Source organism: Moorena producens 3L, from assembly GCF_000211815.1.
GTDB lineage: Bacteria > Cyanobacteriota > Cyanobacteriia > Cyanobacteriales > Coleofasciculaceae > Moorena > Moorena producens.
Map to the genome: position 1 here is coordinate 154,780 of NZ_GL890940.1, position 12,308 is coordinate 167,087.

The 12,308-nt window shown below is 41.3% G+C and carries 10 protein-coding genes; 3 read left to right on the forward strand and 7 right to left on the reverse strand.

All coding sequences use genetic code 11. The features are described from left to right. Positions 1 to 511: 511 nt before the first annotated feature. The gene (locus LYNGBM3L_RS20330; RefSeq protein WP_008187289.1) at positions 512 to 1,543 is read left to right on the forward strand and encodes a bifunctional heptose 7-phosphate kinase/heptose 1-phosphate adenyltransferase; all 1,032 of its coding nucleotides are present in this window, start codon (positions 512 to 514) and stop codon (positions 1,541 to 1,543) included. A 446-nt stretch (positions 1,544 to 1,989) separates the two neighbouring features. Next, positions 1,990 to 2,625, forward strand: a complete 636-nt coding sequence (locus LYNGBM3L_RS20335; RefSeq protein WP_008187290.1) for a hypothetical protein — start codon at positions 1,990 to 1,992, stop codon at positions 2,623 to 2,625. A 305-nt stretch (positions 2,626 to 2,930) separates the two neighbouring features. Here LYNGBM3L_RS20335 and LYNGBM3L_RS20340 read toward each other — a convergent pair whose 3' ends face one another. Then, positions 2,931 to 5,126 (reverse strand): lytic transglycosylase domain-containing protein, encoded by a 2,196-nt coding sequence (locus tag LYNGBM3L_RS20340; RefSeq protein ID WP_008187291.1) that lies wholly within the window; start codon positions 5,124 to 5,126, stop codon positions 2,931 to 2,933. A gap of 437 nt (positions 5,127 to 5,563) precedes the next feature. Between LYNGBM3L_RS20340 and LYNGBM3L_RS20345 the strand changes: the two genes are divergently transcribed. Further along, on the forward strand, positions 5,564 to 6,139 hold the full coding sequence (locus LYNGBM3L_RS20345) for a Uma2 family endonuclease (protein WP_008187292.1): 576 nt from the start codon (positions 5,564 to 5,566) through the stop codon (positions 6,137 to 6,139). A gap of 43 nt (positions 6,140 to 6,182) precedes the next feature. Here LYNGBM3L_RS20345 and LYNGBM3L_RS20350 read toward each other — a convergent pair whose 3' ends face one another. The 6 genes from LYNGBM3L_RS20350 to LYNGBM3L_RS34130 form a co-directional block, all read right to left on the reverse strand. After that, positions 6,183 to 7,166, reverse strand: a complete 984-nt coding sequence (locus LYNGBM3L_RS20350) for a sulfite exporter TauE/SafE family protein (RefSeq protein WP_008187293.1) — start codon at positions 7,164 to 7,166, stop codon at positions 6,183 to 6,185. Positions 7,167 to 7,545: 379 nt separating this feature from the next. Next, on the reverse strand, positions 7,546 to 7,689 hold the full coding sequence (locus LYNGBM3L_RS43995) for a hypothetical protein (RefSeq protein WP_008187296.1): 144 nt from the start codon (positions 7,687 to 7,689) through the stop codon (positions 7,546 to 7,548). Between the two features lie 58 nt (positions 7,690 to 7,747). Further along, positions 7,748 to 8,614, reverse strand: coding sequence for a DNA alkylation repair protein (locus tag LYNGBM3L_RS20355; RefSeq protein ID WP_008187297.1), 867 nt, complete (start codon positions 8,612 to 8,614; stop codon positions 7,748 to 7,750). 180 nt (positions 8,615 to 8,794) lie between these two features. Continuing rightward, positions 8,795 to 9,790 (reverse strand): SMP-30/gluconolactonase/LRE family protein, encoded by a 996-nt coding sequence (locus LYNGBM3L_RS20360; protein ID WP_008187298.1) that lies wholly within the window; start codon positions 9,788 to 9,790, stop codon positions 8,795 to 8,797. Positions 9,791 to 9,806: 16 nt separating this feature from the next. Next, a complete protein-coding gene (locus LYNGBM3L_RS20365) occupies positions 9,807 to 10,817 on the reverse strand; it encodes a methyltransferase (protein WP_008187299.1) in 1,011 nt (336 codons plus the stop codon). Positions 10,818 to 10,849: 32 nt separating this feature from the next. After that, on the reverse strand, positions 10,850 to 12,307 hold the full coding sequence (locus LYNGBM3L_RS34130; RefSeq protein ID WP_008187300.1) for a pyridoxal phosphate-dependent decarboxylase family protein: 1,458 nt from the start codon (positions 12,305 to 12,307) through the stop codon (positions 10,850 to 10,852). Position 12,308: the final 1 nt, after the last annotated feature.

The window sequence follows — 12,308 nt, forward strand, 5'->3', positions numbered from 1 at the left end:
GCTTTACAGAAAATTTAATTAAAAATTATAAAATACCATTGTGGATAACGGTTGAGACTATAGCAATAGGGGTAGGGAGTAGGGAATAGGGAATAGGGAACAAAAAGGGGTTGATAAACTTTAAATTTATTAACACAGTTAACAGAATTGATGTCTAAGTAGTTACTTGAAAACTTGTTGATAAATCCCAACTACATTCTGGTAAACTAATCCGTCAGCCTTCAGCCGTCAGCCTTCAGCCTTCAGCCTTCAGCCATTTGCTTAGCGTGGGCAATGCGCAATGCGCAATGGCAAAACGAGAGCATTTAATAGTTCGAGATTAATGAGAATTGAAAGTTTCGGTAAAAGCTGATAGCTGATACGCGACACCCTGATCGCTGGTATTTCAAGTAACAGTAAGGAGAAACTAATTAATACTAAACTCTAGCGTTTATCAGAGTTATCAGGTACATTAAATTTTATTATCCCTACTCCCTACTCCCTACTCCCTACTCCCTGTTCCCTTTGCTATATGATTGAATTTGCGTCTTTCAAAACTCAACTAGCTGCTTCAGCTCCCCGTTTGTTTGAGCTAATTGATGGTTTTAAGCAATCTAAGGTACTGGTGGTTGGTGATTTAACTCTTGATGAGTTTCTCACAGGTGAAGTGGAACGAATTTCACGAGAGGCTCCAGTATTAATAATACGTCATGAAACCACTCGTCAAACTCCTGGTGGTGGGGCAAATGCTGTTTATAATCTCGCTAAGCTGGGAGCAGAGGTAAAGGTAGCTGGGTTTTTGAGTAAGGATCCTCAAGGGCAAGTGCTGCGGACGATGTTTGAGGAGGTGGGGATTGATACGAGTACGATCGTGATTGATCCAGACCGACCAACTGTGACCAAAAGCCGGATTGCTGGTCATGCCCGTCAGTCGGTGACTCAGCAGATTGTGCGAATAGACCGCAAGTCGGATGAATTGCCAGACCGGGATAAGCAGTTAGAGTTGGCAGCACAAATACAACAGCATTTAGGTCAGGTGGATGCTGTGGTTTGTTCTGATTACGGAGATGGTGTATTTACACCACCAGTGATTGAAGCCGTTTTGTCTCACGACCGCACCATTGTAGATACTCAGAAGAATCTGGAGCGTTATCATGGCGCTAGAGTTTTTACTCCTAATCTGCCAGAAGCGGAGCGAGCAGTGGGGTATGGGATTAAGAGTTTTGAGGATTTGTTGAGAGCTGGTAGAGATTTGTTGGCACTGACTCAAGGGGAAGAAATTCTGATTACTCGTGGTGAACAGGGGATGAGTTTGTTTGCTCGTGATGGTAAGGTTGAGCATATCCCAGCGTTTAATCGCACCGATGTATTTGATGTAACTGGTGCTGGGGATACGGTGGTAGCAGCCCTGACCTTGAGCTTGTGTCTGGGGGCTTCCTACTGGGAAGCAGCGGTTTTGGGTAATTTAGCCGCTAGCATTGTGGTGCGTCAGTTTGGTACAGCAACTACTAGTCAGGATGAGATGAAAGAGGCTTTACAGGGATTGTTGGAGGTTGAAGCATAAACGTAAGCATATGCGCTACGCGCACGCGATCGCGTTCAGCCGTCAGCCCTCAGCTATCAGCCCTCAGCTATCAGCCCTCAGCTATCAGCCAAAGGCCTATGGCCAACGGCTGACCCCTAACTACTGTTCGCTTAGCCTGTGCGTAGGGCATATGGTTAGATGGGATTTTCCTCAGACTTTCAACTCTGATTCATCTCGAACTATTAGGTGCGACCCGTGGCGAATTTAATAATTAGATGCGGAAAGCGCACCTTTAAATTCTCCTGAGGTTTATTTTAAGCATTAGGCTGACAGCTGACAGCTGACGGCTGAATGCTTAAGTTTTTTCTTTCATCATTAGTTTTTACTTTCATCATTTAATCTTTTAGCTAACTTTACTGACTCTTCAAAATCAAATCCAGGAATGTTTGATTAACTATTGATAGTAGTTTTTTAGGTCAATCCTGATGAAATTAACTGACATTAGTGCTTCTTTAGTACTCCTGGGAGCGATCGCAGTTACTCCAGCTTATGGAGCCTCCGTATCATTCAGTCCGACTGGGTCACAATTAGACAAGGATGCCATCAATGACCTTCAAGTCAATGTTGATGACACCATTGATTTCTCTTTCGTGTTAGATACTAGCGGTCTCACCGCTAATTTACAATCATTAGACATTCTTGTACAACAAGATTCTACTGAGCTTGTTACTCTAGAAGGATTTAGGACAGATGCAGATCAAGCTGCCTTTTCAGAGTTTACATTCAGCCCAGTAGAAAACCCACCCTTGGGGATATCTACAGCACTTTTTCAACGTAGTGATTCAATTGGAGTTTCTCCAGACTCTATCCTAGAGATAGTTGGGACAACTGACCAAGTACTGCCTGGGTTTAAGAATGATGGATTGCCTGACTTAGTAGTTACCGTTACCTCGGCAATTGATGCTAATGGTATAGACGTAACCAGTCTATTTCAACCAGCTAGCCAAGGTCTTGATCTTCAGCCCGCCCCTGTTCCTGAAACCACATCAATTTTAGGTTTATTAGGATTAGCTGCTTTGGGGACTAGTTCATTATTAAAGAACTGTTCAAAACGGGTTTAATTGTTTCAGTAGTATTCATAGTTTCAGGTTTTGTGGATGTAAACATTTAGCTGTCAGCGGTCAGCCGTCAGTAGTCAGCCGTCAGTTTATTTTATTCAAAAGCTGTTCGGTGTAGCTTGGCCTAGGGCTAATGGCTGAACGCGATCGCGTGCGCGTAGCGCTTAAGCTGATAGCTGAACGCGATCGCGTGCGCGTAGCGCATTAGCTGATAGCTTACAATCACTCCCGACTCCCGACTCCCTCGGTGCGCTTACAGTCGTCGAATTAAATTCGCCACGGGTCGCACCGCTCCCGACTCCCTAGAATTAATTAGATGATGCTACGGATTTATTAGCAGCGTGAGCTTCTACCATCCGGGAAATATCAGGATTATAGAGTCGCAAATAATTCCAATAATTACCAAACACTGTTTTCACGTAACCTTTGGTTTCTCGAAAGGGGATTTTTTCAATAAAGGCGTCGGGGTCACTAAAACCGTATCTATTCACCCATTTGGAGACATTACCGGGACCAGCATTGTAACTGGCAACGGCTAATAAAGAGTTGTTACTGTTCTGTTGGTGGGTAAAGCTGAGATACCATGTCCCCAATTTAATGTTGTCATCAGGATTTTTAAGATTGTATTGTTTCAACTGGATTTTTTGGGCAACCCAACTACCTGTTCCTGGCATCACTTGCATTAAACCCATGGCACCAGCAACGGAACGGATTTCTGGTTCAAATCTAGACTCTTGGCGAATTAAGGCAGTTACTAGTAAGGGATTAAGCTGCCGTTGACCAGACCAGTTAAGAATTGAATTTTGGAAAGGGAAGGGAAATAGAGCATGCCAGTATTTTGGTTCGTCACGCAGTGCTGCCCATTCGGCTTTTTCTTGGGGAGTCTCTCGTCGTTTTAGGCTCCAGACTTGGTTAATGCCTTTGAGATTATCCCCAATCCCTAGCCGCAATAAACCATCAGTAAATTGCTCTGAGACACTTAGTTCCTTACGATTTCCTAATTCCACTTGCCACAGAGCCCAAGCATCGTAATCTTGACCAAGTTGGTACAGTTCTTTTAGGGTTGCAGAACCGTCTTTTAGTAATGGTCTAGCTTGGGGTCTGACAACTTTGGGCATTAAGTAGCGCACGGAGGTGAAGTCCCCTACATTCCAGCCTAAATAGTTGGCCGACCGCCATGCATAGTAGGATTCTGGATAACGAGCTATTACATGCTCAAAGGCAGCTTTGGCATCATTAGGACGCCCCAGCTGACTTGCCCATCGACCTACCCAGAAGCCAGCTTGGGCAGCGATGTCACTATCGGGATTTTTGGTGGTAATCGGTTGCGCCCATTGCCATGCTTCTTGTAGCTTGCCCTTTGCTGCTTTTTTTTGAGCCATTTGCCAACGATAATTAGCTGCAGCATCAGAACTACCATATTGGGTTAGTACCGACTTACGAGCTTGGCCAGCAGAAACTTTGCTGTTGAGCTTTTCTAGGATTTTGGCTTTGTCGAGCAAGGCTTGAGGAGCTTCATCGGGATAATTCTGGATGACTTGATCCAGATAAGCTAAGGCTTCTGTTCGCTTAGAGATACTGGCAAGACGCCTTAAGGCTAATCCGGTTTCTTTAGCATTGGGATAGGCGCTGATTAACTGTTCATAAAAGATTTTGCCTTTGCTGGCTTTGGTATCTAAATGAAGTCCTCGACCTGCCCGGTAGAGATTGCGGGGAGTGCGGGGGGCTTGGGCGTAGGCTTTACCAGCTTTGCCATATTTCCAGGTTTCCCAGTAACCAGTGCCAATCATTTCCCAGTCTTCGGGGGTGAGTTGCTCAGGGTACTTGTCAACGATCCGGTCTCGGATCTCCTGCATTCCTAAGGCTTTAGGAGTGTGCTTGGCTAAGATTAATAGTAATGGGAGTTGGTTGGGATTGTTTTTGAGGCGCTGTCGAACAATTTCTAGAGTACGGGGATGGCTAGGAAATTTTGCGATCGCATCGTCCCAGTGCTTGGGATTAGATTTGCCTAGATGATAAAGGGCTTCTGCTGCCACTGCTTGGTTGGGGTACTTTTTCAGGATAGTTTGCCAAACTCCTGTAGCCGATTCCCTATCCCCCATGGCTTGGTAAGCTTGAGCACGTTTGAGGGCAACGTGGGATGCTAAAACCGGATAATCTGACTCAAGCCCTTCGAGATGCTTTAGGGCTTGTTCTGGCTGATTTTGTTGAATTAAATCCGATGCCAACAGATAACGGGCGCGATACTGTTCCCGAGACTTCGGACCTGAGGCAAAGGCATCTAGGTTAGTTGCTCGTTGTTGGGGTGGCAGAGAAACCAGCCGTGCTACAGCGGATTTGCCTGTTGACTCCGTTAACCCTTGGCTAGCAGTCTTGTTTTCCTCCTTTTCCTCTAGTTGATTTGCTACGGTGACACCTAAGAATACTGCTCCCAGGCACACTGATACCAATAACACTATGGCTCCAGCCAATAACCGAAATTGCTGTCTACGCTCTTTTAACATAAATCCTCACCCAACAAAGTTCAGCAGTTGAAAGTCTCTCAGCATATGACCCATAACCAGGGTAATCTGGTTTCCCTCTTGAGTTATGAACCATTATAAAAAGTTCTTGGCTACGAACCTGGAACCGAACTTAGTCAAAGTTGGTCAGATTTGGTCATAATTAACAGAGCACGAAGCCAGCAATAACTAGATAATTATAATAACTATTATGATAACTATATTTTTATCACCCTGATGAGGCACATTTTTCTTACCCTGAGCACGCTCTATTCCATATCTTAGAACTAGGTTACCTTTAAATTGTGACGATTTATGGTAAGATTGCCTATATTTTTGTTATTTCAGGAAACTGGCAAGATGCCAGTTCTACGCCTGATGCCAGTTTTACCAAGATACCTGTTCTACCTACCGGGTCAAACTGAACTTGAAAAGAAGTCATGGCTGACACCACCACAATTAATCAGATTCGATTCACCACTGCAGACCTAGATCTGTTAACAGACGACGGCCATAGATATGAAGTTATTGATGGAGACCTGCTTGTGACCAGATCCCCCCATTGGAATCACAACAAGGTGGTGGGAAGACTATATAGTGCCGTTGATTCCTGGTCTTTAAGTGATAAGGGTTATGGTGAAGCTGTTCTAGTTCCAGGTATTGTTTTTGACCAAGAAAATGCTGTGGAACCGGATGCTGTCTGGGTTTCCGACAAGAATCGCTTGCCAGAGATGCTTGATCAAGCAGGTCATTTAACCGAAGCGCCAGACCTGATCATAGAATCTTTATCACCAGGAAGTCAAAACGAGCGTCGTGACCGAGAAGTCAAACTGAAACTCTATTCAGTGCGCGGGGTTCGTGAATACTGGATTGTGGATTGGCGCACTACTAAACTTGAGGTTTATCGACGACAAAATGCCAAGCTTACCCTAGTCGAGACTTTGTTTCCTGGAGATATACTGCGATCGCATTTGCTTCCTGGTTTTGAGTTGCAGCTCCAGATTGTGTTTTTGTAACCATCCTAAACTACCCTATGCTATTTAATTATAGTTTATTTTGTCATTCTATAATACTATTTTTTTTAGCCAATACAGCTAAACTAAGGAATACTATTAATCCACCAATCAAAATACTCAGAGTAAACCAAGCCAAACCACCAGTTGGTTGGATAACTAATAAGGCTCCAATAAATTGAGCTAGCAAAATAAAATAGAGAACATTAGTAATAAAATTTCGAGAGCGATTGCTAATGAAATATGCTCCTAGGGGAGCACCTAAAATAACCACAGGGATGCCAACTAACCAGTAGTGAAATTCTTGAATTCCAAAATCATGAAGAAAGAAAAGATGCCAAACAAATCCTACAATACTATTTCCCGCCATGAGGCAGACGCTTGTAGGAGTAGCAACTTTTTCTGACAGGCGATATCGAATTGTCACCACTGAAAAAGTTAAAATGTCAATTCCACTTCCCACAATTGAAACTACTATTCCCCCTAGGAAGCCCAAAAAAATAAAAAGTTTTCTTTCTCCTGATGAAAGAGGTGGAAGTTTCTCGACAACTGAGCGAGATCTGTTCATATTTAAATAAAAAAGAGCTATGCCAAAACTTAACCATAGAGAAACAAAGAACATTTTGGCATAGGGAGGGGAAATCAGAGGAGCAATATAGTAACTTCCTAAAATAACTCCGCCAACTCCTCCCCAACTACATAATAATAAATAGTTTTTTTGAATGGGTATTTTTCTCGTCAAAATCAGATAGGTGGCTGAGGTCATGCCAATACTTTGAATCGCCAAACTGAAATTACGCGCTACTTCTGGTTCAATCTGAAAAATTAGGGTCATAATGGGGAAAGCAACAGCCCCACCTCCCTCCGCTGTAGCACCAGCGATAAAAGAGGCAAACATCATGGTCACGGACATGAACCAATTTTGGATAAATAAATCCCATTGATTGGTATGTACCATATAGGTTAGCCAGACAGTAAAAATTGCTGCCATTGGAGCTATTTGATGGGATTTAAAATTTAGATTTTTCATAAATAAAATTGTGATTATTTTATTATCGATCTAGCAGTTTTAAATTGGGTGAGGTACAAATTATTTGGTTTTAGGGAACAGGGAAGACAGATAAGAAACCCACCCCTAAGGCCTCCCAGGAGGGGAAGAGGGAGCAGGGAAAAAATCCTGTGTACCTCAGCTGCGAGCCATGGCGAATTTAATTATTAATGGGTAAAGGGCACCTAATAGTTAGGAAAAACGTTGCCAACAAAGCCTTATTTACAGACATAAAAAAATTGATTTTAAACGTCGATTTTAAATATCCTTTAATCAATGATATCACAATTACCATCCCACTCTTTGGGACAAAATATTTTTTATTTATTGATTCAGTTAATGTCTTGATAATTAGTGTAGACTATTGTTCAGCAATATTTGCAATTAAGTCAGTTTCAAGTTCTGGTAGCTCTTCTTGTAATGACTCTTGAATAATCTGATTCAAACGAGAGTTAAATATGTCTAATACTTCTGAAGTATAAATGTATTTTAGCAATAAATCCATGACCTATTCCTACTTAATAATAAGGGGTTTACAACTGGCTAATTAGGTTCACATTTGACTAATTAATTGCTATTAATTGAAGCTTCTGGGATAAAGTATTATGCTTTTTGAGAGTCCTAAGAGCGTGTTTAATAATCCAACTTGTTTCCTTGGTTGGAGATTCTTTTCGCCACCGCAAACAGGTATTGATTACCCAATCTGGACTAGATTTGCTGGCATCATTCAACCAGTTACCAACCGAACGCTGCACATAATTACTGGGGTCTGAACGAACAAATTCTAATATGGTCAAACCTGGATCGGGGTTTTTCTTCAAAGTCGGAATATGTTTACACCAAACCCCACGAGGACGGGTAGCTTCTACCGCACAGCGTCGAATATTGGGGTCTTCATCTTTAACCCACTCTGTTAGTAACTCGAAGCTATAAGCTAAATCATCCACAAGATAAGAGCGAAGAGCATCCCAAGCGCATTCTCTGACAGAGAAACTACCATCAGTGGCGAACCTACGCATTATTTCCAACCTCTCGGGTAACGAGATAGTTTGGTCAGCGGCTATACTAAAAGCAGCCCAAGCTCTAACCATGTCAGAAGTATGACTAGCCAACGTTTCAAAAATTTCTGTTCGGTTTTCTTCTTCTTCTAGAGCATGAAAGAGTATTGTGCCAATGCCTTTGAGTCGTTTGGTAATGCCTTGGTCTTGAAGTTTCAAGCTCTGATTATACAAGTTTTCAATTTGTTCTTCCCAACCTATTTCTGTAAGACTATTCCGAAGCAGAAAAGGCATATCAATGGCTAACCATTCGACAAGATTGACGGTCTCAATTTTTCCGTGATTGAGTGCCGATAAAACTTCATTAGGAATTTCAGAACGCTTCCTTGCTCCTTTTCTCGCTTTTAGCCTTTCAAGTTCAACTGTGTGCATAAAAAAAAGTTGCTTTTTTCATATCTTGTACCACAAGATTATTGAAAAGATTATAGCTTGAACAGCCTTATGTTTTGTAGTAGTAGGGTGGGCAGTGCCCACCCAGGCCTTGTTGAGAACGTGCAAGATATGTGTTATAGGAATATAGTGGCTTGTTGGAGCCACATCCTGTTACCTTACTTAATTATTTTTTGATTGGCGTTTCAAAAGGGTATAGCCACTAATGACTCCTAAAATAATTAAAGTTGTATTAGAAGAAGATTCAGGAACACTTTGTGTGGCTAAAATTCCCTCAATTCTTGCTACTCTCCCATCAACAATATCAGTAAATAGAAGATCGTCTCCATCAATAGCCAATCCTGATGGGTTACCAATATCACTTAATAATGTTTCTACTTGCCCTGTTTTGGATACTCTTAAAATTCTTCCCTTTCCTGGAGTATCGAACCCATTAGCAAAGTCAGTAATTAAGAAAGATTGACCATCAAATTCAATATCTAAAGGTTGTCCCAATTCCGTTGCAATTTCTGTAACATCACCATTGGCAGTCACAAATAACAAACGTCCAAACGTAAAATCTGTGACCCAGAAATTTTCACCATCTACGAAAACTTCTGCTGCACCACCAAGATTTGATGAGGCAATTACTGACAAGTTTTTCATTTGGTTAGAATATCGAAGTAAACGACCATCGCCAATAAAAGGATCGTTATTTACACGATTAAAATCAGTAATAATTAAATCTTGATTTTGGATAGCTAAACCAATGGGATCGCCAAATCCTATTGGATCGCTGGTATTTTCCGTGATTTCGCTAATCTCTCCAGTCGGTGTAACTCGTAATAGAGAAGTAGGTGCAGGAGGCTCGGCTGGTTCTATAACAACATAATCGGAACCAAAGACAATGGCATCAGAGGGGACACCGGGGGCTAAAGATGTTAGTGTCGAAATATTTCCAGACTGATCAATTTTAATCAATGCACCATCAACTGTCACAATTAGATTATCATTATCTATAGCGACAGCATAGGGAGTAGCAAGTCCAGTAGTGATTGTTTCAATATTAAATGAATTCGATGAAAAACTAGCTGCTTTAGCTTTTTCAGTATTAATTAGTGGGGAAACAACGCCAATTAATAATACCGTTAATGATGATATTGTTTTGAGTTTTAACATTTTTTTAGTTTTTTAATTATTTAATACCAATTACCATATGTTTTTCGCCATATGAGCGAATTATTTGACAGTCATGAAAGCCTATTTTTTGTAGCCATTGGATATACTCATAACCAGAATAATGTTGACCAAAAGTTTCTAATAGCATAGCAATATTCATCATAGCCGTTTCTAGCGGTCCATTTTTATCGTCACTAAAAAGCTTTTCTAAAATGATCAATAACCCCCCTTTAGGCAAGCTATTATAAATTTTATTTAATATTTTATTTCCATCTTGTTGATTCCAATCAGAAAGAATATAACCTAATACATAAAGATCACCTTTCGGTAATTCATTTTTAAAAAAGTCACCAGAAATAAACTGTATTCTTTCTGATACTCTATGCTGAGTTGCCTTGTTTTCCAAATATTGGCGCACCTTGGGTAAATCAAAAACAATGGCTTTAAGATTAGGGGAACTTTCTAGGGCTGCAATGGCAAATGAACCACTTCCGCCTCCAACATCGACTAGAACATTATGTTGATTGAAAGGATACTTTTGGACTAGCTCTTGAGCTGGAGCATAACCTAAGCCCCACATACTATCCAAAAAATTTTCAAGACGTTTTGGATCATTATATAATTCCGTAAAAGGCGATTCCCCTTGAGTATCATTAAAAATTGGTTGCCACTGTGGTCTATTTTCTTTGAGTGCTTCTTTTAAATTGATAAAAGTGCGAACTGATACTTCTCTAAAATGTGAGAAAGCATCCCCACAGTATTGATAAGAATTTTTGGCTAAAAATGGTTGCAAATCTTCTGGAATATTATACTCTCCATCTTTAAATTCAAGCAAACCAATTGAAACTGCCCCTAAGACTAAACGTTTGAGAGCATCAGGATGGACATCTGCCAATTTTGCTAGTTCAGAAATAGTCTTAGCTTTTCCTTGAGCGATATAATCAAATATACCCAGTTCATCTCCCACAAAAAGTGTCTGACTCATCATGAAGCCATACATGGCTCGTTTAATTTCAATGGGTATCATCGGTGTTAGACCTTTTACTTTTATTGATGATTTTATAAGTGATTCAGTTGTTCCATTATCGCGGATATTAAGCTATTAACGTGATGCTTATTGCTTGTAAAATTATTAAGAGAAACCCGAAAAAATGTTTGCTCTTGCCAATCTAGCATTGTGAAATAATGCTGGCCTTTTTCTACTACTAATTTTTGTACAAGATGATTAACTGTATCCAGTGGCAATGATTGAGTTGATTTACCGATGCGAAAACAGCAGACCGGTAAAGTTGGTTCCTGTAAGAGTTCTAAACTACTGTGTTCTTTAACAGCTTGGGCGAGATGGCAAGCAACAGAAAGCAGATTTCTCAGCAACTTGCTATAACCGTTATAACCGAGATGTTTAAACGCCATCCAAAGCCCTAGAGATCGCCACTGGCGAGTTCCTGGCAATCCCATCTGGAACAAATCTGGCTCAGAAAGGTCTTCCCAATAGTGGCTAGTTGCTTGAAAGCTTTTTAGTAACTCTAAACCATTTTTGGTGAGTAAACAACCAATACCAAAAGGAACAAATAACCACTTACAAGGATCGAGGGTTACTGAGTCAGCTAGATTCATCCCTTGGAAGTGTTGGCGGGTTTCTGGAATATTCGCAAATACTCCCCCAGCGGCAGCATCAACATGAAACCACATGTCATAATCTTTAGCTACCTGAGCCAGAGAATCAAGAGGATCGACTGAAGCGGTTGCACTGGTTCCAGCGGTGCCAACCAAACAAATCGGTTTATAGCCCTTTTGACGATCTTTTTGGATTTGTTCTTCTAACTTATTGAGATCGATCCGTGCGTCTTCTCCAACTTCGATGCGACGCAAACAAGTTCTTCCCAGTCCTAAAAAATCTAGAGCTTTCCAAATGGAAAAGTGACCCTCTTGTGAGATATAAACAGTGGGTTTAAACTTACTGTCTACTAGACCATCATCCTGTACCTCCCGACCTAGAATAGTATCGCGGGCAAGTTTCAGTGCGCTAGCATTAGCCATTGATCCACCACTGGTGAATATTCCATTAGGAACTTTACCAACATCTTGCTTATAGCCGATAAACTGACTGAGCCAACATAAAGTTTCTGCCTCAATCACAGTTGCAGCAGGACCAGCACGCCACGCTCCTGGTGTTTGGTTTAATCCCTCTGCTAAAAGATCTCCCAGCACACTGATAGGCAAAGGTTTGGGAGAGATGTACCCATAGTATTGAGGATGACTAACATTACAGTAGCCGCTAAAAATTGTTTTAATGGCTTCGTCTACAATATCTGATAGGTCACAACCATCTTGGGGCAGGTTTTGAGGCTGAGGCCATCTCTGCTTTAATTCAAGGGGACTTGATAAAACTGGATGATTTTCTGGATGAGTATAGGCTGTTTCAAGGGATGTGATAATTTTCAGCCCATTCTCAAGAAAATCTGACTGAACTTCCTTGGGACCATTGATAGTAAATTCTGTGCTATCAGTTTTCATT